20 protein-coding genes are annotated in these 24,236 nt (G+C 47.5%); 6 read left to right on the forward strand and 14 right to left on the reverse strand.

Annotated elements, in window-relative coordinates:
- Window positions 1-55: 55 nt before the first annotated feature.
- The gene (gene msrA, locus ACYVFD_RS32950) at window positions 56-715 is read right to left on the reverse strand and encodes a peptide-methionine (S)-S-oxide reductase MsrA (RefSeq protein ID WP_461094792.1); all 660 of its coding nucleotides are present in this window, start codon (window positions 713-715) and stop codon (window positions 56-58) included.
- Window positions 716-850: 135 nt separating this feature from the next.
- On the opposite strand from msrA, the gene ACYVFD_RS32955 reads away from it, so the two are divergent.
- On the forward strand, window positions 851-1,699 hold the full coding sequence (locus ACYVFD_RS32955; RefSeq protein ID WP_461094793.1) for a helix-turn-helix domain-containing protein: 849 nt from the start codon (window positions 851-853) through the stop codon (window positions 1,697-1,699).
- Window positions 1,700-1,817: 118 nt separating this feature from the next.
- On the opposite strand, the gene ACYVFD_RS32960 is transcribed toward ACYVFD_RS32955, so the two are convergent.
- Together ACYVFD_RS32960 and ACYVFD_RS32965 are read right to left on the reverse strand one after the other, a co-directional pair.
- Window positions 1,818-3,386 (reverse strand): RagB/SusD family nutrient uptake outer membrane protein, encoded by a 1,569-nt coding sequence (locus tag ACYVFD_RS32960; RefSeq protein WP_461094794.1) that lies wholly within the window; start codon window positions 3,384-3,386, stop codon window positions 1,818-1,820.
- 147 nt (window positions 3,387-3,533) lie between these two features.
- On the reverse strand, window positions 3,534-6,764 hold the full coding sequence (locus ACYVFD_RS32965) for a SusC/RagA family TonB-linked outer membrane protein (protein WP_461094795.1): 3,231 nt from the start codon (window positions 6,762-6,764) through the stop codon (window positions 3,534-3,536).
- Between the two features lie 627 nt (window positions 6,765-7,391).
- Between ACYVFD_RS32965 and ACYVFD_RS32970 the strand changes: the two genes are divergently transcribed.
- Window positions 7,392-7,796 (forward strand): hypothetical protein, encoded by a 405-nt coding sequence (locus ACYVFD_RS32970; RefSeq protein ID WP_461094796.1) that lies wholly within the window; start codon window positions 7,392-7,394, stop codon window positions 7,794-7,796.
- Between the two features lie 89 nt (window positions 7,797-7,885).
- Here the strand turns inward: ACYVFD_RS32970 and ACYVFD_RS32975 are convergent, their stop codons facing one another.
- From ACYVFD_RS32975 to bshA, 4 genes are all read right to left on the reverse strand, one after another.
- Complete coding sequence (locus tag ACYVFD_RS32975; protein ID WP_461094797.1) at window positions 7,886-9,388, reverse strand: Gfo/Idh/MocA family protein; 1,503 nt, start codon at window positions 9,386-9,388, stop codon at window positions 7,886-7,888.
- A 293-nt stretch (window positions 9,389-9,681) separates the two neighbouring features.
- Window positions 9,682-10,329, reverse strand: coding sequence for a sterol desaturase family protein (locus ACYVFD_RS32980; RefSeq protein WP_461094798.1), 648 nt, complete (start codon window positions 10,327-10,329; stop codon window positions 9,682-9,684).
- A gap of 88 nt (window positions 10,330-10,417) precedes the next feature.
- Window positions 10,418-11,752 carry an NAD(P)/FAD-dependent oxidoreductase gene (locus ACYVFD_RS32985; protein WP_461094799.1) on the reverse strand — a complete coding sequence of 445 codons (1,335 nt, stop codon included), beginning with the start codon at window positions 11,750-11,752 and terminating at the stop codon, window positions 10,418-10,420.
- 52 nt (window positions 11,753-11,804) lie between these two features.
- Complete coding sequence (gene bshA / locus ACYVFD_RS32990) at window positions 11,805-12,944, reverse strand: N-acetyl-alpha-D-glucosaminyl L-malate synthase BshA (protein WP_461094800.1); 1,140 nt, start codon at window positions 12,942-12,944, stop codon at window positions 11,805-11,807.
- A 291-nt stretch (window positions 12,945-13,235) separates the two neighbouring features.
- Between bshA and ACYVFD_RS32995 the strand changes: the two genes are divergently transcribed.
- The 3 genes from ACYVFD_RS32995 (at window position 13,236) to ACYVFD_RS33005 (ending at window position 15,628) form a co-directional block, all read left to right on the forward strand.
- Window positions 13,236-14,111 (forward strand): geranylgeranylglycerol-phosphate geranylgeranyltransferase, encoded by an 876-nt coding sequence (locus ACYVFD_RS32995; protein ID WP_461094801.1) that lies wholly within the window; start codon window positions 13,236-13,238, stop codon window positions 14,109-14,111.
- 175 nt (window positions 14,112-14,286) lie between these two features.
- Window positions 14,287-14,985, forward strand: a complete 699-nt coding sequence (locus ACYVFD_RS33000; protein WP_461094802.1) for a TapB family protein — start codon at window positions 14,287-14,289, stop codon at window positions 14,983-14,985.
- A gap of 262 nt (window positions 14,986-15,247) precedes the next feature.
- Window positions 15,248-15,628, forward strand: a complete 381-nt coding sequence (locus tag ACYVFD_RS33005; RefSeq protein ID WP_461094803.1) for a MerC domain-containing protein — start codon at window positions 15,248-15,250, stop codon at window positions 15,626-15,628.
- Window positions 15,629-15,731: 103 nt separating this feature from the next.
- Here ACYVFD_RS33005 and ACYVFD_RS33010 read toward each other — a convergent pair whose 3' ends face one another.
- The 5 genes from ACYVFD_RS33010 to ACYVFD_RS33030 all read right to left on the reverse strand — a co-directional run bounded on the left by ACYVFD_RS33010 (window position 15,732) and on the right by ACYVFD_RS33030 (window position 21,905).
- On the reverse strand, window positions 15,732-16,841 hold the full coding sequence (locus ACYVFD_RS33010; protein ID WP_461094804.1) for a cytochrome-c peroxidase: 1,110 nt from the start codon (window positions 16,839-16,841) through the stop codon (window positions 15,732-15,734).
- On the reverse strand, window positions 16,838-17,659 hold the full coding sequence (locus ACYVFD_RS33015) for an MbnP family protein (protein WP_461094805.1): 822 nt from the start codon (window positions 17,657-17,659) through the stop codon (window positions 16,838-16,840). The genes ACYVFD_RS33010 and ACYVFD_RS33015 overlap by 4 nt, the downstream gene beginning before the upstream one ends.
- Before the next feature lie 166 nt (window positions 17,660-17,825).
- Entirely contained in the window at window positions 17,826-18,671 is an 846-nt protein-coding gene (locus ACYVFD_RS33020; protein WP_461094807.1) for a sugar phosphate isomerase/epimerase family protein, read from the reverse strand.
- A gap of 102 nt (window positions 18,672-18,773) precedes the next feature.
- Window positions 18,774-19,853 (reverse strand): NAD(P)H-dependent flavin oxidoreductase, encoded by a 1,080-nt coding sequence (locus ACYVFD_RS33025; RefSeq protein ID WP_461094808.1) that lies wholly within the window; start codon window positions 19,851-19,853, stop codon window positions 18,774-18,776.
- A 21-nt stretch (window positions 19,854-19,874) separates the two neighbouring features.
- The gene (locus tag ACYVFD_RS33030; protein ID WP_461094809.1) at window positions 19,875-21,905 is read right to left on the reverse strand and encodes a beta-L-arabinofuranosidase domain-containing protein; all 2,031 of its coding nucleotides are present in this window, start codon (window positions 21,903-21,905) and stop codon (window positions 19,875-19,877) included.
- Between the two features lie 238 nt (window positions 21,906-22,143).
- Between ACYVFD_RS33030 and ACYVFD_RS33035 the strand changes: the two genes are divergently transcribed.
- Window positions 22,144-22,713 carry a hypothetical protein gene (locus ACYVFD_RS33035; RefSeq protein ID WP_461094810.1) on the forward strand — a complete coding sequence of 190 codons (570 nt, stop codon included), beginning with the start codon at window positions 22,144-22,146 and terminating at the stop codon, window positions 22,711-22,713.
- Between the two features lie 77 nt (window positions 22,714-22,790).
- Here the strand turns inward: ACYVFD_RS33035 and ACYVFD_RS33040 are convergent, their stop codons facing one another.
- Window positions 22,791-23,279 (reverse strand): DUF6252 domain-containing protein, encoded by a 489-nt coding sequence (locus ACYVFD_RS33040; RefSeq protein WP_461094812.1) that lies wholly within the window; start codon window positions 23,277-23,279, stop codon window positions 22,791-22,793.
- Between the two features lie 193 nt (window positions 23,280-23,472).
- Window positions 23,473-24,012, reverse strand: a complete 540-nt coding sequence (locus tag ACYVFD_RS33045; protein ID WP_461094814.1) for a GNAT family N-acetyltransferase — start codon at window positions 24,010-24,012, stop codon at window positions 23,473-23,475.
- Window positions 24,013-24,236: the final 224 nt, after the last annotated feature.

Consider the following 24,236-nt stretch of genomic DNA (forward strand, 5'->3'; position numbering starts at 1 on the left):
TTTTAACGATCCATTGTCCGTTTCTAATGCTGTATTATCATTTTATCAGCACTACTTAGTCAATCATTGTCAACGACGTATTATTTTTAAGGTGTCCAGCCATTGCTTTGCGTAGTTTTTCGACCTTTGGCAGTGAAACGGCACGGATATAAGGCTGGTCGGGATGCAGGGCAAAGTAGTTCTGATGGTAGGTCTCGGCAGGGTAGAAAACCGAAAACGGCACAACCTCTGTTACCACCGGATTTGGGTAGTGTTTCGATTCGTTGGTTCGTTTGATGGCTGCCAGAATTTCGGCTTTCTCTTCGGGTGTCCGGTAGAAAGCGATTGACCGATAATCACGTCCTACATCGGGGCCTTGTCGATTGAGCGTCGTAGGATCATGACCAGCAAAAAAGGCATCGAGCAGTTGAGAATAACTAATGACTTTGGGATCATAATACACCTGTACCGTTTCGGCATGGCCGGTTTGATCCGTACAAACCTGTTCGTAGGTTGGATTTTTGACGGAGCCACCCGCATAGCCCGACATTACCTCCCGAACGCCTTTAAGCTGGTTCATACCTTCTTCCATGGCCCAGAAGCAGCCACCGGCGAAATTAGCAACCGCTTCGCCCGGCTTCAGAGCAGGTAGTTTGGCAGGGGTATAATCTTTCGACTGACCCAGCGCACAGCCTGCCAGTAGCAGACTCAGTGCATAGACAACTATTGATTTCATAGGGTTTTCTGATAGCAGTATGTTGATATATAAACGTTTAAAATCGATCTCCGGTTTCATGGGCATGGGGCAAAGGGGGAAGGGCGTAGGGTTTTCTACATTTATCCCATGCCCTTACCCCTTTACCCAACGCCTATGAAACTCCAGTTTGAAAAAATCGAACCCGAAGCGGGTAGTTCGTTCCGGGTTATCCACAGCACCGAGCCCGAAACCTGCCGGGTGTACTGGCATTACCACCCCGAATACGAAATCGTATATCTTCCATTTGGCAGTGGTCAGCGCCGAGTGGGTACAAATGTTTCAGGCTACGAAGCGGGCGAATTAATCTTTATAGGTCCCGATTTACCGCATCTGAATTTCAGTTACGGCAAAGAAGGGCTATACGAAGAAATCGTGGTGCAGTTGCGGGAAGATTTCATGGGCGAATCTTTTTTGGAAAGGCCAGAGCTGACATCCGTAAAACGCTTATTCGAACGCGCCCATCTGGGGCTGACATTTGGTACCCAGGCTAAGGAACAGATTGGCCCCTGGCTGAAAGCACTGCCTGGCCTGCCCTCGTTTGATCGGTTTCTGATGTTGCTAAAAATTTTGCAATACCTGGCCGAAACTACGGACGTAGAACCCTTACACGCCAATGGCGTTCGATTCGATCTGAACCCGAAAGAGCAGGAACGCATCAACCGAATCTGCCAATACGTAGAACAAAATTATACTGAACCAATTGACATACAGGCCGTAGCCGACCTCGCTAACCTGACCATCCCCGCGTTTAGCCGCTATTTCAAGCGAATGACCCACCTAACTTTCACCGATTTTGTAAACGAGTATCGGGTGAATCAAGCCCGGCGACTACTGCACTCCGCCCGTTCCATTGCCGATGTCGGTTTTACCGTGGGTTTCAATAATCTCTCCCACTTCAACAAAACTTTCCGGTCCGTTACCGGACAAACGCCAAGTGCCTACCGGAAGGCTTTCGTAGGATAAAAAAAACTCCCCGGCTGGTCTTAGCCGGGGAGTTCGTACTCTGCTAACTCATTTAAAAACCTATGCAAATTCGGTCTGGCTATCTGGCAGTTAGCACGCCGATAGTCAGTTACTTATGTTAAACACCTGGGTAGCCTGGATTTTGTGGCCGCAGGTTCGGGTTGTTTAGCATTTCCTGCTTAGGCAGAGGGAGCAACAGATGTTTCTCCTGCAATGGCTGATTCGAACTCAGGTTAATGTGTCCAACGAAGTTGTCGAAACCATTAGTTTTCTCGTTGTAAACTTTCCGCAGCCGAACCATATCGAACCAGGTGATTTGTTCGTAGGCCAGTTCGTGCCACCGCTCCCGCCAAACGGCTTCCCGGAAGGTAGCCTGCGTGTACTCACCCAGAGCGGGTGTGGTCAGTTGAGCCCGGTCCCGAATCCGTTTGAAGGCATCATAAGCAGCCTGAGTAGGCCCACCTACTTCGTTTTGTGCTTCGGCATACAGCAATAGCGTCTCAGCATAGCGAATCTGCGGTACGTTCAGGTTATTCTGACGAGTCCCTGCAACCCCGGAAGTACCGTTGGCTGTCCGGTTGAAGTGCTTAAATACATAAGGAGCACCCAGGCTGAACGGCGTACCGTTGCCGTTGGTATAGTAGGTCGTGTAGAAATAGCCCTCCTGATCCTTAGCCCGCAGATCACCTTTTTCGTACGAATTGTAGAACGAAGCCGTTGGCACCGAACTACCCGTACCACCAGGACCATTATAGGTTACCGGCTTAAAGTTCGGGTAGAAGTTATCCATCGGGTTACCTGCCACTACCGTATTATACTGAATCATAAAGAGATGCTCAAGCTGATTTTTCTTGGATTCTGTGTGCACATCGTTATAATTCGTAAACAGGTTGATTGTAGCAGGGTTTGCATTGGCATAGGTGATCACCTCAAAGGCTTTATCAGCAGCCAGTTTGTAGTAGGCTGCTCCTTTGTTAAGTGGGAAACCGGCCATCGTCAGATATACCTTCGACAATTGCGTTTTTACAGCCGCCTGATTAACCCGTCCGTTCGTTACATCCATCCAGGGTAATCCGGCAGCTTCAGCGGCAATTAAATCTTCGACAATCAGCTTATACACATCCTCTACTTTAGACCGTGTTGGGAGGAAATCGGCCGAAGCAGCTGTTTGCGGCTTGGTGATCAGCGGAATATCACCCCATAACTGAACAGTCGTAAAGTAGGCCGAAGCCCGAAGGAACCGCGCTTCACCGAGGATTCTGGCCTTCTGTGCGGCATCCATTGGCGTAATACCTGGTACCTTATCGAGAACCTGGTTCGCCTGAGCAATTACCTTATACAGACCGTTCCAGTAGTTAACGACGTGTGCCGTGTTGCCATCGTGTACGAGCCCGTATAGGTTGTTCAGATCGGAGTTTTGAGCCGTTTCTGTGGTCGACGTACCCGTGAGAGCTTCCACTAACTGCCAGTTGCTGGAGAAGATACCAGCCCCACCACCCATAAACCGGAGGTTATCGTATACAGAAGCGATAGCCGCTTCGGCATGGTCAGGGATCGTATAAAAACTATCGGGAGTTAGGTTCGACGGGGCCTGTTCTTTCAGGAAGTCCGTACAGCCGACAGGTCCGATAATCATCATACCGCCCAACAAAACTTTACTTATATTTTTTACGAGTGTATGTCTCATAACTTAATGAGGTATCAATCAATGAATTTGAAAAGAGTTTATTCTTGGCATTCACTTCGTCGGTCCGCCGGTGCAGTTATTTCTAGTCATTGATCATCATCGGTTCTTACCCAAATGACGATCAATGACTAAAAATGACCCCCTGATTTACAGCCCAATCTGAAGCCCTACCAGATAAGTGGTTGGCTTTGGATAGTTATGCCAGATTTCACCCTGTGAGAAAGCGCTGCTGGTAGAACCCTGGTTGGTCGGCGTTACTTCCGGATCTCCAATGATTGGATCTTCTACCAACAGGAAGAAGTTTTGTGCCGATGCATACAGACGGAGCCGATTGACTTTCAGCTTATTCGTAATCAAAGATGGGAACGTATAACCAACCATTAAGTTTTTACCCCGTAGGAACGAGCCATTCTTGATCCAGTGGCTATCAACGTTCGTTACATAACCAGCACGTGTATCCCGAACTTGAGCAATCATGGAATTCTGATTTTGTGGGGTCCAGGCGGTCAGTACCGATTTATAGCTGTTAGCCAATGCCTGACGATCTTCGCTTGGGTGCAGGTTCATGAGCATCACATCGTTACCATACATAAACTGTAGTTCAAGCGTAGCGTCGAAATTGCCAAGCCGGAAATTGTTGGTCATAGCACCCCAGCCTTTCGGGCTACCATTACCAATAATGCTACGGTCGGCATCGGTAATTGCCTTATCGCCGTTTACATCCAGATATTTCAGGTCACCTGGCAGAATGGTCAAGCCATTCCGATAGCTGGTGTATTTGGCAGCTTCGTCACGTTCTGCTTCACTCCACGTACCCAGACGTGTCAGCCCCCAGAATGCTCCAACCGGCTCACCCACACGAATAATGTTGGTCTGGTTGATAAAGTTAGGTCCACCTACCCCGAAGATATCAGATGGTGTAGCCAGCGACAGCACTTTATTCCGGTTCAGCGAAATGTTGAATGTCGTGTTCCAGGTAAAGTTACCCTTGTTGACATTCACCGTGTTCAGGCTAAACTCAAACCCTTTGTTTTCCATCGAACCTACGTTACGCCGGATGGTCGCATAACCGCTCGTTTGTGGTACAGGTGCATCAAGCAGCATGTCGGTTGTCAGGCGGTAGTAGTAATCCATTTCCACATTAATCCGTCCTTTGAACAGGCCAATTTCTACCCCTACGTCCGTCTGAGCTGTTTTTTCCCATTTCAGATCCGGGTTAGCCAACCGGTTGATGCCCGTTCCACCCACCTTGGTATTGCCGTAAACAGCAGCATAGTTCGAGTTTAAGGTCGAAAGAGACTGGTAAGGTGGAATCTCCGAGTTACCGGTCAAACCATAGCTGCTGCGCAGTTTTAAGTTAGAGATAATCTGATTGCCTTTCAGGAAGTCTTCTTCCGACACACGCCACGCTAAAGCAGCCGATGGGAAGAAAGCGAATTTGTTATTTTCCCCGAATTTAGACGAACCATCGGCCCGGCCCGTAGCGGTAAACAGGTACTTGTTTTTGTATCCGTAGTTGATCCGACCGAAGTATGAGTTAAACGCAAACCGCGATGCGTCGGAGCCAACAGATGGGTTGGTCGCACCAGCTCCTAAGTTATTGAAGCCAAAATAATCGGTAGCAAATCCACTAATGCTGCCATTCATTCTGAACGCATTCGTTTCCTGCCATGAGATACCCAACAAACCTGTAAATGAGTGATCCTGACCGAATTGCTTGTTGTAGGTTAGGTAGTTTTCCAACGACCAGAACGAAGTCCGGGTGTTTTGCGTCGACGCGTTACCATTACCGCCAATGTTCAGCGTACGGGTTTGTGACTGGTTGACTTCCTGCGTTTGAATGTTGCTTCCCAACACCGTCCGCATTTCCAGCCCTTTGCCAAAGCTGATATTCGTAAACAGGCTACCTAGGAGTGTCTGCGTATTCTGAATATAGCGCCGATCCAGCAGACGGTGGACCGAACTCATCGTTCCTTCTGCGTATGGGTAATCGCGGTTTTCAGCGAGGACACCTGTATCAGGATAGCGTACAGGCAGGAATGGGAAGTCTTCTACAATTTGACGAGCAACGGCGTCATTAATATCGACCAGGTTTTCCGACTGGTTGTTGTAGCTCAGCGTACCACCGATTTTGAGCCAGCTCTTTACTTGATCGTCAATCGAGAAACGACCCGAGTAACGCTTCATGTACGATGTTTTGATAAGGCCCTGATCGTCGCGATAGTTGAGCGAGAGCGAATACTGAGTGCGCTCATTACCACCGCTAAAGCCTAATTGATGGTTTTGCGAAAGCACGCTCTGCGACGATTCTTTGAACCAGTCGGTATCGTACAAAGGATTTAAGTTAGCATCAAATACGCCTGGGTGAAGCTTACTAAAATCTGCCCGTCTGACTTTAGGATCAAGGTAAGTCCATTTTCCAGCAGCCCAGCCAACGGGATCATATTTGGCCATGTTGGCATAGGCCAGATCTTCTGTGGCTAAATATTCTTTAGCGTTCAGAACCTGAGGTTTGTTGGGACCGATGGTGTTTACACTGAATTGAGTATCATACGAAACCCGGCTTTCACCTGCCTTCCCTTTTCTAGTGCTAATCAGGATAACCCCGTTCGCACCTCTTGCTCCGTAAATAGCCGTTGACGACGCATCTTTCAGTACTTCCACGTTGACGATATCGTTCGGGTTGATATAGTCAATCGGGTTACTGAACTGGTCGCCAGTACCTTGTGGCAACATCACGCCATCAACCACGTAAAGGGGGTTGTTAGACGAGTTGATCGAGCTAAAGCCACGAATCCGAACGGTTGTTCGACCACCCGGACGGCCTGAGTTTGTGTTTACCTGAACACCAGGTAAGCGGCCCGACAGTTGCTGGTTGAGCGAAGGAGCGGGACGTTCTGCCAGTTCGGCTTCCTTAACCCCCGATACGGCACCGGTCAGGTCAGATTTCCGGGCAGTACCATACCCGATGACGACAATCTCATCCAGCGTTTTGTTATCGGCCTTCAGGCTAACGTTAACCGATGACTGGCTGCCAACGCTTACTTCCTGAGAAACATAACCAACAAACGAGAACACAAGCGTAGCGCTTCCATCGGGCACCTCGATTCGATAGCGCCCATCGGCATCAGTCACTGTACCACGCTGCGTGCCTTTTAGCAGGACAGTCACGCCCGGCAGCGCTTCATTTTTTTCATCGGTAACCCGCCCATTAAGGGTTCGATCGGCAAGAGTTGCCAATTGATTGCCAGGCAGGCCCAGATGTGGATTTTCCTTAGCATAACTTATGCTCAGGCAACAGGTAAGCAGAATAAGTTGTGTAACAGACACTTTGATAAGCCTGCCAAACAACTGTTGGGGAGGTAGGTGGTTCACCATAGGTAGTTGAGTTAAACGTGAAAAGCTTAGGTTATAATTAATAGAATGATTCTATTCCTAAGAATCTCATGGTAAAACTACCTTAAGCCCTATAACTACTCACCTAGATTATAAAAAAATTAAAAAACCCTTTAAAAACCATTAAAACATTAGAATGGGTAACATGATTATAAGCATTTTTTGCACTTAAGACGGACCAAATGCAACAAACAGGCAAATATGATGATTATGATATGCAACTTTTGCAATCTTGGCGTAAGTATTATTTCTTAGTACTCACCAACTAACCTTATGGTAAATTAAGGTTTTATTACATTTAGAGTAGCAAGTTGCAGAAAGAGTAATAGTAAGTTAAAATACCTATTTTTAATATCGATTGAAAAAAGTGCTTAATCCTGTTATAAGTATGAAAAACTTGGTAGATGGACAGAGTAGAATGCCGTTTATCAATTTTCCCCCGTATTAAAAAAGCAGAGGATCTCTATAGTCTGCCAGCGTTTATAGTAGGCTCTACTTGTATTTTTTCATGGAAAGGGTTTAAAAATTTTATTTTTTAGTCTATATATTTAGTAGCAATTATCTATATTTATCAATTCGTATTATCGATTCCCGTAACGTACTTACATTATGCAGCGCTCTCAGCTCAAAGAATTCTATGGCTATGGCCTTATTGTACTCATTTTGATAGCCGTACAGGTTTACTCGGTGTATGTGGCTACAACAACCGATTTAGCGTTGACCTGGAAACATTATGCCGGATTTAGTGCTACTGTTGTAGCCGGAATTCTGTGGATTATTCGTAAGCCCGACTATTTATTTTATGCCCTGGGCCTAACACTCATCCTGGGTTATGAAAACTTAATCGGTTTTACACCGGCGCTCACGTTTACCTCAACACGCTACTATTTCAACAGCACCGCCTTACCCGTTTCGTATCAGGACTTTTCGATGTACATGCTCATTATTTGGGCGTATATCGCTCATAACCGCCTGCGCACAATGGCGATGAGTTTAGTTAGACGAGCAGTATAAAAAGTAGTGGGAGCGAGGAGTGAGTATTCGGAGAACTGTATGCGTTAGCACTCCTAATACTCACTCCTCGCTCCCACTACTTTTTATACCTATGCTGTCAACGACCAGCCCTGGCGGTATTCGCGTTTGACGAATTGGTTGGCTTCGTCGAAGTTGGTAATTTTCATGTTCTTACCATCCCAGGTAAGCCGTTTACGGCCAGGATACGTAAAGCCTTTTCCATCAGCTTTGGGCGTACGAACCGTATAGCTACGAATCGCTAAGTTACCCATCAGAACAGATTCGGTAAGCGGGCCAGCAAAGTCAAATGACGAGGTGAGTGCCTTGTGCTCTTTGCTATTGAAACCAGCTTTACACGCTTCGGTCCAGAATACCTGGTGACCATTTTCGGGAAGGGGCTTAGAGCCATCGGCAGGCTTCGGTTTCGGATCACCTACTATCTTCTTGCCATCTTTGGTGTAAAGCTTTGGATCTTCGCCATACATACCACAGACCAGCAAGCCTTTGTCACCGTGGATAAGAACGCCGTTTTCACCATTTTCTGGCATAGGTTCGCCTTCTGGCAGCATATCTGGACGGAAAGGACGAATGCCTCCATCTTCCCAGATCATTTTTACCGCCGATTTGTTTTTAGCCGTTGCCGGGAATTTCAACTCCACGTGCGACGATGGTGGGCAACCTTCGGGAATATACTCGGGCGTCCAGTCTTTGATGAATACCTGCCCAATGCTGGTTTCAACTTCGGTTGGATAGCCCAGGCCGAGTACGCGGAATGGCGTATCCATGATGTGGCAACCAATGTCTCCTAAAGCGCCAGCCCCAAAGTTCCACCAGCCGCGCCATTTGAACGGGTGATAAGCGGGCGTATAGCCTACTTTTTGAGCCGGTCCCAGCCACAGATCCCAATCCAGATCAACGGGTACCTGATCTACTGCTGCTGGTACAGGAATACCTTGTGGCCAAACGGGACGGTTGGTCCAAAGGTTCACGGTATGAACTGTGCCCAGCAGTCCTTTATCGAACCACTCCACCATTTGGTTTTGCTGTGGATTCGATGAGCCCTGGTTTCCCATTTGGGTCACAACTTTATACTTACGAGCAGCTTCAGTCAACATCCGGGCTTCGTAAATATTGTGTGTCAGCGGCTTTTGCACATAGACGTGTTTCCCCCGCATCATGGCCGCCATGGCTACCACCGCGTGCGTATGGTCGGCGGTGGATACCGTTACAGCATCAATGGTTTTTCCTTCTTTATCCAGCATCTCCCGGAAGTCCTTGTACCGTTTTGCATTCGGATGCTTGGTAAAGTTTTCTTTCACGCGAGGGAGGCCCCAGTCTACATCGCACAAGGCCACGATGTTGTTAGCACCGTTGTTATACGAGTTATTGGTATCGCTAAACCCTTTACCACCAAAGCCGACACCGGCAATGTTGAGTTTATCGCTGGGGGCGATGAAGCCTTTACCTCCCAGCACATGGCGCGGAACGATAAAAAACCCCGCTGTGGCCAAAGCGCCAGCCTGTAGAAACTGTCGTCTGGAAGTTGAGCCCGAGCTGTTCTGGCTGGGCACTGAGTTGTCTGATAAGTTCATAAAACAGATATAAACGGATTCAGTAACTATTGAGTACTGGTTAGTAAGGTTTTAGAGATATAACTCGTGACTAATGGATCAATAATCCCCAATTAATATCTCATCTACTTTAGTTTAAGTAGTTAAAGGATGGGCTTACGTTTTTTTACCCCTACCTCAAAGGGTTTATTCTATATATACTGAACAGTACCACATAAGGCCTAATAGAATTGTAAATTTTTTCTTCTCCTAAAACAATACGGCCTGTCCAGTATGCTGAACAGGCCGTACCCTAAGAGATACCGATCAATGGGTTACTTCTGAAAAGATCCAAATACGTAATCCCAAATTGGCGTCGATACACCGTAGTTACTTTCTGGATTTTTATAGTGATGCACACTATGATTAATCCATAACTGTTTGAAGAAATTCTTCGGTGGCGCGTAGGCATGTACGATGAAGTGCGTGGCCAGATACCCTGAATAGCCGACTAAAAAGCCTGGAAAGAATGCGTATGCCGATTCGCCCATGAGCAGGAAAAACATACCGAAAAAGAAAGCGGCTACAATAATAGCCAAAGCGGGAGGCATAGCCAACCGAGTCTTATCTTTCGGATATTCGTGGTGAACGCCATGAAAGGTGTACTGAATTTTAGCCCGTTGGGGTGTCGTAGGTGCCAGGTGATATAAATACCGGTGCAGAATGTATTCGAACAGCGTGAACGAAAACAATCCGGCTACAAAAAGACCCCCAATTGTCCAGTTACCCATTTCAGTATACGTAAACGCATACCAAACCAGAAACGCTGATAAAATCAGCCACATCGAAATAGGCACCATGATATGCGTTCTCGACAAAGCCTCTAAAATAGGATTATCGAATAGCTGTTTTGTGCCACTATTTTTAGGCCGGGTTTTTCCGTGCCCTGCCATCGTCTGTAACTTCTCTTTTTCTGATTCCATAGAGCTGTACTCAGTTAACATCGCAAAAATAACATGAAAACACGTTCGTTAGCCCAAATTCAATAGTAAAATAAGTTTACTATCTTGGTTATGTCCTAACCTCTACCTGATCGGAAAGTTTTTCCTGCATAGCCTTTACATCCCCTTTTGGTAACTTTGGCTTTATAATCAGGCGCAGAGAGTTACTGTAGGTCAAGTAGTTAACCATCCAGTTCAAAAAAATAATTAGTCGGTTTTTTACACCAACGATCGACATCAGGTGAACGAAAAGCCAGGTCAGCCAGGCAAAAAATCCTTGAAATTTCAAATACGGCAAGTCTACAACGGCCAGTCCACGGCCTACCGTAGCCATCGTTCCCAGGTCGTTATACGTAAATTCTTCGGGCTGTTCGCTGCGTACCCAGTGAAACAGGTTTTTCGCTAGATGTCGACCTTGCTGAATGGCGGGCTGAGCCACCTGTGGATGCCCATTCGGCCATTTCTCTTCGGTCATCAGGGCCACGTCGCCAATGGCAAACACATCGGTAAAGCCCTGAACCTGGTTGTATCGATTAACTAACACGCGCCCTCCCCGACCCAAAACTTCAGGTGGTAACCCAGCCAGCGGATTAGCTTTTACGCCAGCAGCCCAGATCAGATTGTTGGTACGGAGTGTTGAGCCATCATTCATAGTTACGATTCGCCCATCGAAATCCTTTACCCGTGTGTTGAGCTTCACATGAACACCCAACTCCTGTAAATAGTCTAGTGAATGCTTTTGCGACTGTACCGACATAGGCCCCAATAGTTCCCCACCTGACTCGATGAGGTATATGTCCATCATCTTAAAATCCAATTCTGGATAATCGACGGGGAGTACAGTTTTTCGCATTTCGGCCAGGGTGCCGCAGAGTTCTACACCGGTTGGTCCTCCACCTACTACCACGACATCCATCAGTCCCTCCCGCTCGTCCAGTGTTTCAACGCTTAGAGCATCTTCGAAATTCTGTAGCATACGGTTCCGCAACGCAATCGCTTCCGACACCGACTTCATCGACAACCCCTTTTCAATAATATTTTGCTGGTTGAAAAAGTTGGTATCGGCCCCCGTAGCCATCACCAGATAATCGTATGTAATAGGTCCCAGCTCTGTATCAACGGTTTTATCGGCCGTTCGGACACCGGTTACCGTCGTAACGCGAATATGAACGTTTTTACATCCACCAAATACAGCCCGTAGCGGGAATAGAATGGAATTGGCCTCTAACCCAGCCGTAGCCACCTGATAATAAAGCGGTTGAAACTCATGATAGTTCTGCTTATTAATCAGCACTACCTGAAACTCTTTTCGGTTCGATAATTTCCGGGCTAGTTTAAGTCCGCCAAAGCCTGCACCGACGATAACAACACGTTTGCGATCCGTTTGAGGTATGTTTGGATTCATGAGTATCTATTTACGGTTTACTGTTTAGCGTTTACGCTTTACGGTAAACCCATTAACTAACCAGCGGTTTCGATTCCTGCAAAACTCGCTCATAATAAGCTTCATAGCGGGGCAAGATACGCGATAACTCAAACTCTTTAGCTCTTGCCAGGGCATTTTGTTTGAATGTGGGCAGATGATCATCGTCAAGTATATACAAAGCGTTTTTGACCATATCGGCAACGTCGCCAACCGGGCTCAGAAAACCGGTCACACCTTGTAGATTCAATTCAGGCAAGCCGCCGGCATTCGACGTGATCAATGGCACCTCACAAGCCATTGCTTCCAGAGCCGCCAGGCCAAAACTTTCGTTTTCCGACGGCATGATAAACAGATCAGCTACCGATAACACTTCTTCAACCTGATCCAATTTACCCAGAAACCGCACCTGATCGTAAATTCCCAGATCGCGTACCAACCGCTCAATACGAGCCCGTTCGGGTCCGTCACCAACCAGCAGAAGCTTGGCGGCAATACTCTGTTGAATGTGGTAAAAGGCCATTACCGCATCATCAATACGCTTTACCCGACGAAAGTTGGATGTATGCACAATCAGCTTTTCACCATTCGGGCAGATCGCTTTTTTGAAATGCTCTTTTTGCTGGCGTTTAAACCGCTCCAGGTCAATAAAGTTTGGAATGACTTCGATTTCCCGATGGACGTTAAAGTGCTTGTAGGTATCCTGACGTAAATCTTCCGACACCGATGTGACTCCATCCGACTCGTTGATACTGAATGTAACTACGGGTTCGTAGGATGCATCTTTGCCAACGAGCGTAATATCCGTACCATGAAGAGTGGTCACAACTGGAACAACCCGCCCTTGTGAGCGCAGGATCATTTTGGCCATATAAGCCGCCGACGCATGCGGAATAGCATAGTGAACGTGCAGTAAATCAACGTTTTCGTTCTGAACTACATTGACCATTTCACTCGCTAATGCTGACTCGTATGGAGCATATTGAAAGAGCGGGTAAGCGGGTATATTTACTTCATGGTAAAAAACATTTTCATTGAAAAAGTCGAGTCGAGGAGGTTGCTGATAGGTAATGAAGTGAATCTGGTGACCATTTTTGGCTAACGCCTTACCAAGTTCGGTAGCCACTACGCCACTGCCCCCAAAAGTTGGGTAGCACACAATGCCAATTTTCATGCGCAAGAGAACGAGTTTGTCTCTCAACAACAAATGGATGCAAAAAGAATCCCGTTGGCGATGAAGGAAATATAAAGAAAATGCAGCGCACGCTACTGCGGGATGAATTAACCAGGCATAATAGCCCTATTTTCTACTTTAGAGTGCAGCTATTCTACAAGGGTATTGTCTTTATTTGCGAACCAACACGATGGAAGAAGTCTAAAATCAGCCCATTTTCTCTGCCATGTTCACCAGAAGAGCTTACTACTCTTTCATTTAAAACCGTAATTTTGATTAAAATTTTCCGTCATGATTGCGCGTCAACTGGCTCCATTCTCCGCCTTTACGTCTGGCTTTTTGCGGCTCATACGGCTGCAGAATTTGCTGATCGTTGTGCTGATGCAGATGATGGCTCGATTATTTTTGGTTGGCCCTCGTCAGGAAGGTCTACGATTGCTTATCAATCCCGGCATTTGGCTACTCTGCCTGTCGACTGTTTGTATTGCCGCAGCAGGCTATATTATCAATGATTATTTCGATGTAAAGATTGACCTGGTCAATAAACCGGACCGGGTTATTATTGGACGATACCTGAAACGTCGGGTGGCCATGGGCGTACACCAGGTCCTTAACGTAGTTGGTTGTCTAATAGGCCTTTATCTGAGCAAATGGATTTTCCTGATCGACGTAGTAGCCGTAACCTTGCTGTGGTTTTATTCAGCCCTGTTCAAACGGCAATTACTGGTTGGTAATCTTGTTATCTCCTTTCTGGCTGCCCTTTCACTTTTGGTAATGGCTATTTACTACCGCCATAATACCGAAATGGTGCTGATCTATGCCCTCTTTTCTTTTGGCATTTCGATTATCCGGGAGATTATCAAAGACATGCAGGACATTCGGGGCGACGCCCGATTCGGTTGCCGAACGTTGCCCATTGTTCTGGGGTTACGCCGAACCAAATATGTGCTATACGTACTCATCGGGCTGTTTACTGGCACGCTTTTTCTGATTGCCGGTTCACTTCATAACCAGCGGCTTACGTTTATTTTTCTGCTATTACTCCTGCCTATGGGCTGGTTGGTTTACCGGCTCGTTCTGGCCGACACCCGACGCGATTTCGGCTACCTCAGCAACCTCTGCAAAATCATTATCCTACTAGGCATCCTCAGCATGGTATGGGCGTGAATAATGGGGAATGAACAATGAATAGTGTAGAATGAATAATGGTAACTTCCTTTTCCCCATTATTCATTCTACATTATTCATTGTTCATTCCCCCCTGCCGTTCCCTCAAGCATTTGGTGATTCAGTACAGTTGCCTGTTACTTTTGATTTCTTGGAATTTAACTGCTCTGATCGAATGAAAACACTTGTTTTTTCACTGTTACTGACGCTGTCGGTGTTTGCGAATGCCAAGGCTCAGGAATGCCTAGGTATGTCATTTAAAAGTGGGATGAGCTTCGAGCTTAGTCATTTTAATGCGAAAGAAAAGCTAATTGGTAAGGTGGCTTATCAGGTAAAAGATGTTCATCAAGAAAGCGGCTCAACTGTAGTGGATATTACGGCCCTGTTTGAAGACGAAAAAGGAAAACAACGTCCTCCCTATACGATTCGGTACACCTGCACGGGCAACGAACTGATCGCCGACATGTCGGGCATGTTGCAGTCGATGCAGGCCAACATGAAAGACATGGAAATGCGGATTAAATCGAACCAACTGATTTACCCAACGAAGCTCAGTGTGGGGCAGAAGCTGAGCGACGGGAAAATGGAAGCCGAAATGGTAAACAGCGGTGCGGTCATGATGAATATGGCGATGACCATGACGAACCGGCAAGTGGAGGGTAAGGAATCCATAACGACCCCAGCCGGAACTTTCGATACGTATAAAATCACATCCGACGTTAGTTTTGAGAACCGGGCTATGGGCATTCCGATTCGCAATTCGATGCGCGTTGTTAGCTACCGTACCGACAACCGGATTTTTGATATTAAATCAGAAACCTACAACAAGAATGGCAAATTGCTAGGCACCTCCTTACTTACCAAAGCGAACTGATTTTCACTTTAGGCTTACCAACATAGTGAACCTGTTTAAACTTTCCCTGAAAAGCAATTTTTGTCGTTCCTCGGAATGACAAAAATTGCTTTTCAGGGAAAGTTTAAACAGTCTCAGGATCAGGTTGAGAAAAACAGGACGGTGTTTGACGTAAATCGAGCCATTTCCCTCACAATTTGTTAGCCTTTACGCAACTTTGTTGCAAAAAAGTGGGTTAAGGAAACGTACGATTCCTCAACGTATCGTACTTTTGTGCTTGCTTATGAAAACAGATATTCTCTCCCGCAAAGCTGACTACATAGGTATTACTGGTTCGGTACTCTGCATTATCCACTGCATGATTACGCCGATTATGCTACTGACGACCTCGCTGATGCAAAATTCAACGCTTCGGGTCAGTTACCTGAGTCTGGATTATGTCTTTATCGGGGTTAATATCGTAGCCGTTTACTTTGCAACCCGACATTATGCTCCTCCCGTTATCAAATGGGGCCTTTGGAGTTTTTTGAGCTTATTCAGCATCGCGCTCTTGCTGGAAGAAACCGCTCCTGTTTTCGAATACATCGCCTATCTGGCCTCAGCCGGGCTGGTCATCACCCATTTCCTGAATATCCGTCAGCATCGGTTAAACCACGCCCATTAGAACCGGGATTTTTATGATTTGACTGACCAACCTTGATTTATTATTTATCGCTTTCTTTGAAAGCTGAATCATAGTCAGTCAGTCAAATCATAAAAATCCCGGTTTAGTTGGGGCTGAAGGCTCTATTGCTGATGAATGTAGCATCGGTCAAAGTTTTCAAAAAAGCGACGAGCTGTAGTTTCTCCGTATCGGTTATCGCTATACCCAACTGGCCGTTGGCTTTCAGAACCGGATCGAGGGTAGAACTATTCTGAACGCCGGTTCGGTAGTGGTCAATCACCTGTTCCAGCGTTGTAAAGCGACCGTCGTGCATATATGGAAAGGTTTTTTCCACATTCCGGAGGCTAGGTACTTTGAACTTCAATCGGTCGGCTTCGTTGAGCGTAATCCGATAACGTCCCTGATCGTTAATGGCGCTAACGGGCAAGCCATTGTTCCGATAGCTCTTATCCGTAAATAAATCCGTTGCGTGGCAGGTTGCACATTTTTGCTGGAATAATGTCAACCCAGCCAATTCGTCGGTCGTTAAATCGCCACCTGCTTCTTTTCGGATATATTTATCATAGCGGGAATCGGCCGAAACGAGCGTCAGCAAAAACTGGGAAATAGCTTTCAGAAATCGGGCTGTTGTCACGGTATCGGAACCGAAAGCCGCCTGAAACAAGGGTGGGTACTTAGGGCTCTTCTGAACACGGCTGATGGCTTCCGAAAATTTCAAGTCCATTTCTACGGGATTCTGAATCGGCGCGATCGGAAGCTCATCAAGGCTGGTAACGCCACCATCCCAGAAGAATTCACGATCCCAGCCCAGATTCTGCAAACCAGGAACATTACGGGTCCCAAACTGGCTACCAATGCCGTGACTCAGCGCATGGTCAGAATGCCCGAATCCCGCAAACTGCTGATGACAAAATCCACAACTAACAGTGGTATCGCGCGAGAGTTGTGCATCGTAGAACAACGATTTTCCTAAGGCAACACCTTCTACTGTCAGCGGATTTTGGGTTAGATCATACACCATAGCCGGAAAGTTGGCAGGCTGTCGAAGCGTAACCGGAGTCGGTTTATAAACCACTCCCCCACCACCCGGATCGGTCGGACCGGGACCGGGGTCAGGATCACTCGATTTTTGGCAACTGACCGCCAATACAAACACGAAAAGACTACCCAGTAGCCCTATTCGAATCGGCGATATGGTCACTCGCCGAATCATGGGTTGACCAGAATCCGATCGTAACTAAACATTTGAGCATAGTTGTTGGCAATGTTGGGCGAGTAATCGTCAAACATGACCGACGGATGTTGGGCAATACTTAGCTGAGTTGGCCCATTAAAGATCTTCATGGCGTCAGTTATGATCCGAACCGATGGCGTAGAACCAGTCTGTACGTTAGCGGCTTTATCGGTAAATGCAAGGGTAACTGTACGCAGATTATTGAGCGTTTTCTTGCCATTATAGCCGCCACCAAAGCCGCCGATGTGGTAAAAAAAGGCATTATTCTGGGCAGCGGGCGCAACGGGCGAAGTTCCTTCGATCTTCAAAAAAATGTACCCCGAATTCCAATCCCAATACATGCCATCGTTGAGCGCCGGATCGAGCACTCCGGTTCGTAGACTGATATTCTCCAGACTTCGGGTGCTATCTACCCCAACCATAAACGTGAGGCCTGTGTAGCTGCCAGCGGGAATTTTAGAGAGCGTAATGGTTTGAGAGGCTGGTTTCTCTTCCTGAACGAGGAAGTAGCTGCTGTCCTGGGGTACAACATAATCGCTACCGTCGGCCTTACGGAGCTTGATGTTGCTGATGAAGTAGTTGAATTTCGTGATGGTGAACGATTCGCCGGATGAATTCTGGTATGTTGCCGACCCAAGTTTTAAATCGGACGAACCCACCACATTATCAAATGCGATCCGAAGTTTCCCCGTATTCACTGGGTCAAATGAGGTATCCGTATCTTTTGTATCACAGGCCAGAACGGCGATTCCAATAGCGAATACGACCAATAGACTAGTAGTAACAGTTACTTTCATAGACTATGCATTCTTTACAGGCTGAAGTCCCTTTGCTTTTAGCTAACGAAAAGAGCCGTAAAATCATGCACAGTATGTATTAAATGGGCGTTATAAAGTTGAGGTACGAGTTATGAGCTATTACCAGAATAGCTCATAACTCGTACCTTGTCCGTTGAGCGTGTTCTTACAGGCTTTTCAGATACGCCATGCTTTGCGGAACCTGCTGCTCGGGGATTCGGCTTTCGTCTTCGATGTAGAAGTGATCCACCGACGACTTACGAGCGGCTTTCAACACGGCTGGCCAGTCAATTTGCCCGGTTCCCATGACAACACACTCTTCGGCCGTCATACCGCCTTTATCGCTATGTGGAACGCCTTTCTTCACATCTTTCAGGTGCATGAGCCGGAACCGTTTGGGGTACTTTTCCAGTAATTTGGCTGGATCCTGTCCAGGTAGGAACGTCCAGGTGACGTCCATTTCGTAACCCACATGCTCAGGATTGGTTTTGGTCACCAGATAATCGAAAAGTGTCCCATTCTCATACGGCTGAAACTCAAAGCCATGATTGTGGTAGCAGAACATCATGCCCTGATCGTGCGCCTGCTTGCCAAAGCGATTGAATACCTCAATGGCTTTATCCATGATTTCGAGCGTAGCTGGGCCTTTATGTGGGATGGAGCCGATCCGGATGTATTTTACCCCCAGCGCTTTAGCATTGGCCAGAATGGAGTCCGGTTTGTGATCGATGGCATCATAACTAACTCCGTAGCTGCTGCAATGCAACCCACGCTCATCCAGTAACTTACGAAGTTCAGGAGCCGTTTTCCCAAATAGACCCGAAAATTCAATATCCGTAATTCCCCATGACTTGATCAGATCCAGCGTACCCGGAACATCCTTGCCCAGTTTCTCGCGTAGTGTGTAGGAAACAATACCCGGTGTTTTCGGAACCAGTTTACCGAAGGGTTGCGCCTGACTCATCAACGAACCAGCGAGCAGGGCAATCAAAAACAAAGTTGTACGTGTCATGTTGGAATTAAGAATTGGTTATTATTTCGGTTAATCAAAGGCAAAGGACAATGAATAATGGATAATGTAAAATGGATAAACCTTCCTAATTGTCGTCATTATTCATTTAACAGTAATCATTCTCTTAAAGCTCTCTTCAGCCAGTTTTCGGATAAGCTCAGCAGCCGGAAGTTCACGTCCCAATCGGGCTGCCTGCCCAGACCACAGCGACATAAAATCGCCCGATCCGGTGGGTTCCGACTTCGCCCGTAATAGCGATAAGGCCCCACCTGCCAATGGAAACTCCGGAGCTATAGCCGACATGGGTCCCAGTTCACGAACCAGACGATTGACGATGCTTCGGGCAGGACGACCGGTGAATACATTTGTTAATGCGGTATTGCTATCCGTTGCATTTCGAAGGGCTTCTCTATGCACAGGAGCGACTTTGGCTTCCGGGCAAAACAGAAACGCAGTACCTATCTGAACACCCGATGCCCCCAGTGCAAATGCGGCTACAATGCCACGAGCATCAGCAATACCACCGGCAGCCAGTACGGGGACCTGCACCGCATCGACTACCTGTGGGACCAGCGCCATCGTGCCTGTCTGCGTCGTAATGTCATTGCTCAGAAACATGCCCCGGTGTCCACCGGCTTCAGCTCCCTGGGCAATAATAACATCACAACCTTCCTGCTCCAGCCATCGCGCTTCGTCAACCGATGTGGCCGATGATAAGACTATAGCGCCCGTTGCTTTTACCCGGTCAAGAAGATTTTGTTCGGGAAGTCCAAAATGAAAGCTGACAACTTCAGGACGAAGCTCTTCTACCAAACTGCACAACGTTTCATCGAAGGGTGCACGGCTGGATTGTGGTGTCGGAGCCTGCGGATCAATGCCCAGTTCGCGATAGTAGGGTTCGAGCGTTTTTTTCCAGCTCTGTTCACGTACTCGGTCAATGGCTGGAGGCTGATGGCAGAAAAAGTTCAGATTGATCGGCCGCGTTGTGTGCTCCCGGAACTTCCGAATCTCGGCCCGTATTTGGTCGGCAGTCAGCAACGCACAGGGTAATGAACCAAGTCCGCCCGCTTGAGCTACTGCAATGGCTAATTCAGCAGTTCCCGGACCAGCCATCGGTGCCAGCAGAATAGGCAACTCAATATCGAGTAACTTCTGAATTCGATTGTCCGGCCAATTAGTCATCGTACTTGCCCAACGTAAACATTATTTCACCACAGGAAACGCCACGACCCGCAGCTTGGTACAACCATAAGGAATCAACGTCAGGGTTTCTACTTCATTGGCTACTTCGCCCTGATAGATGCCTTCGCGGGTTGTGACCGGTTGCCTTGCCACTCCGTCCACCAGCTTCCAGTTCGGAATTTGCCGCCCCGTAGTTCTGATTTCGATAGGTGCGCTGGCTTCATTCCAGACAAAATTAGCAGGCATTGGCTTAATGATCACCGTCGTATTTTTTACCGGATCGTCGAGCACGGCTTTTGGAAGTCCATAATTCCAGGTACTTTTCGGCTGATATTCATAATAGGTACCTTCCGTCTTTTCGGTCTTTTCCTCAACCACCGATTCTACTTTTAGGGCATAAACCAAAGGTCCGCGCTCAACAGTACGGGAATTTTTGGCCCAGTTGCTGGTTCGTACAGGCATGGGCAGTTTCAGTGTCACCTTATCCCCATTTTTCCAGAGCCGATTCAGTCTAACGACCTGACCACCTTTATCTGTGCGCAACGATTGTCCATTTACCGAAATCGTTGCTTCGGTGCACCAGCCCGGAATGCGTAAGTCGAACGGAAATGTGGTTGGTTTGGGCAGACTAATCGTAAACGTAATCTGATCGTCGAAAGGATAATCAGTTGCTTCCAGAATGGTTACGTCGGTCCCACCTGCGACTTTTGTCTTCAACGTATTCGGTGCATATTCCAGCGCAGCAACCCCTTTGGCCGGTGTGGCATACCAAAGATGGGAAGCGAATTTTGTCCAGCCCTGGTGCATATTGGCCGTACAGCAGGTATAACCCGCATACGGCCCAAAGACATTGTTCATACCCCGACCAAAGGGTAGCGAAAAATCGAATACACCCCGCGATACCTGCACCTGATTGGCAATCTGAAAATACTGTCGGGAGTGATAATCGTCGGTGGTTTGGGTAGGCAGGGCGTTGAACGTTATACGCTCCAATGCATCCATATAGGCCGGATCGCCCGTGATACCAATGATTTCTTCGAGAGAAAACATGGTTTCGACAACTGCACAGAGTTCAACGCCCTGAGTCGGTTCGTTTCCATGCAAGTCTTCATCGCCCGAAAACATGCCGTGCGGTAATCCATGCAGCGTCATCAGGTCATGAAAACCTGTTTTGACGGCATTCAGGTAGTTGGCGTCTTTCTTACCCCGGTAATATTCGGCAGGCATTTTCAATCCCATTCCTACATTAACGGCATGGCGATCCATCCATTTTTCGCCCGTCTGGTTCACAGCTGCCCCGATGGCCCAGTTTCGGCCACCCAACAAGCTGGTCCAGTCGGTAGTTTGTTTGTAGAGCATGTCGGCCAGGTCCAGCAGAAAGCGGTCGCCGGTACGTTCGTATAGCCAGTAAACGCTCATGATGTTATCGCCCCCGCGCGACTCCGACCACTCTGTCCATTTGTTTAATGGGCAGGTTTTTAGGCTGTTGTACTGATAGCGAAAGTATTTGGTCATGAACGGGATAACCCTTGAATCATTGGTAGCCGAATAATACTGCTGTAACACTTTAAGCATAATCATTCGTGGCCACCAGTCGGCACCATCCGCACAGGATTCCATCGGTTTTCCTTCGAGTTCTTTCTTCGTCAATGGGCCAAAAAAACCGCTCGGGCGCTGGTGATCGAGTGTCCAGTTTACGTATTTAAGGACTTTATCTTTCAGGACTTTATCGTCGAGCAGGTAGGCCAGCGGTAGTGCTCCATCCAACCAGTATGGGGTTTCTTCCCAGCCATCGCCTTTACCGCCCAGCCACCCATTGTCATTTTTCACTTTGGGGTAGTATTCATCCAGATGTCCCGTTGCTCCATTTTTCATGATGACCAGTTGTTGCTGTAACCAGCCCTCCGGTCGAATGGCGTTCAGTGGCAGTTCCTGATAGCTGACGGGGGCCAGTGTCGTATGACTACCAGATGATTTTTTTTGCTGCGCTTGTAGAAAAGCAATGGGCAAGCCAACAAGTCCTACAGCCAGCGAGATAACGATAGTTTTCATAGGGTGAACGGGGCAATCTCTATTCAAAAAGTCATAAACAGACTATTATACCCTTTCCCTAACCTCCCCGGATAAGATTAAACCCGGCCTGGTAAGATCGTCTGTTTACCGTACACGAACTAATTAGCCGAATGGATTATAGATCGGTTGTATCTTAATGGTATGAATTTGAGAAGCTTCTATGAGAATCGGTAAGGAAATAAGTTGTCAATCACGAACACTTTAATCGTTTCAAATCATGGAAGAGTCCACCCCTACCCCTAATGAGTATTCAGTGACAGCCGATCAATTGCAGGCGCATCGAACCGTTGAAGCTCCGAGTCTAAAGCGTTTAAGTCGGTCACAGTTGGTTAAACAGGTTGCTGATCTGACCGCTAAAGCCCGAATTAGCCTGGAAACCAACCCTCCTTTGATGGAATTGACAGCCCGGCACCCATATCAGGATGCAGGCTTTATGGACTTTTATCGGCCAGGTCGTTGGGATTGCGAAAGTAATCTGGTGTTTATGGAGGCAATCCGACAAACGGGTCCTTCGCCAGGGCAGTGGGAAGGCACGGTTGGCTACCTGCGATTCAAAGCCCCTAAAGCGGGGACGTATCTCATTGTCATCAACTTTACCGGCTACCAGATCACGATGAATTTATCAGGTCCCTGGGGTACCAATACGGCCTACTCCCCTACCACCTCTTCAACGGGCGTAGCTACAGCGATCTGGACAGGTACCAAAGGGGCTCAGGTATTTTTTACCATATCCTGCAAAGGGGGCATTATGGGCTATCTACAATCAGCGCAGGTGTTTCTGATATAATGGCTAAAAAATAAGACCGGTTAGCTTTAGAGACTAACCGGTCGAGTGTATTGCGGGTACCTGTCGTTTCAGCGGTGTTACCGAACAGCTACATTAAACGTTCCCTCAGTAAAGGTAATTTTCTTCGTACCTGCGGCATCGAATGCCGTAAAGCTGAACGTGCCTGTAATGTTGGTATCTGTCTTTTTACTGATGGTTACCGTTCCGCTTCCGCCATTGACTGTCGAGTACTCACCTTTATTTAAGGTCACCGCAGCTACATTCACATTGCTCAGTTGATACGTGCCTTCACCGGCTGTATTGGGTAATGCAATAGCTACCACGTCGCTGGTTTGGCTGTTCAGCCCGTAGATGGCGTAATAGCCATTGGCGCCGGGGAACGAAGCCAGAGCGTAGGCGAAATCGGGAGCAAAGTTTGAGGCTCCGTCAACTTTCGCTTTGAAGCCTACTGTCGACTGGGTTTGCTGGGTGTTGGGCGTTACGCTGTCATCTGATTTTTTGCTGCAAGAGCTTAAGGTAAGCACAGAAGCGATGGCTAAAAGCGAAAAAAACTGAGTAGTTTTCATGACTAAAAAAGAAAAGAATGTTTGGTTATAGTGCCTGGTTTTTAACGTCAGGGAAAATGTTCATTAGTATTTGTTTCCGTTGACAGATCAAAACTACTACAACCAGCAGGCGGCTATTGCCGAGACTATACAGCAGGAGGGTTTGGCTGTAAAAGCGGTAGAGATGGCCCTAAAAATGGCATCAAACGAACGATTATCGAATACGCTTTTGCCGATACAACACATGCGGCCGCATAGGATGACCCACCGGTAGACGTGGGTGATCGAAGTCGTCGGCGGGGTTGCGAGTCATATCGAGCCGTTCCATTAGTTGCCACGACCGGACATTAGCCGGAATAGTAAATGATACAATCTCGGCCAGTTTAAGCGTATCGAAGCCAAATGTCATAACAGCCTGAGCTGCTTCATACGCAAAACCTTTTCCCCAATACGGCCGGGCCAGTCGCCAGCCAATTTCAACAGCAGGCGTAAACGGAGCCTCGAAGGGTACAGGCTGTAATCCACAATAGCCAATAAACGAAGCCTGACCAGGAAGCTCAACCGCCCAAAGCCCCCAGCCATTCGTCGTCATAAAGTGCCTGATCCGTTCCATCAGGGCATCACTTTCGGCTTGGGTAAGGCAAGCGGGAAAGTGTTCCATGACCTCTGGGTCGGCGTTCATAGCCGCAAACGGCTCAGCATCCTCCGGCCGCCAGGGACGAAGTAAAAGGCGGGGAGTATATAAGTTGACCATTCAGTTGTGTTGACGTGGCTCCCCACCCCTGGCCCCCCTCCTAAAATAGAAGATGAGAACACAAGTGCGACTTCCTCTCCCCTCTCCTGTTTTAGGAGCTAATCTTGTAGGGGTTTTGAAAAAGAGCGAGTTTAGTAGCCTAACCCAGAAAACCATGAGTGAATTCAGCCAGATCAAAACCTTCCGTCCTCAGGTAAAAAAAGCCTGGAGCAAGCCTTTCAACA

Source organism: Spirosoma gilvum, from assembly GCF_054776815.1.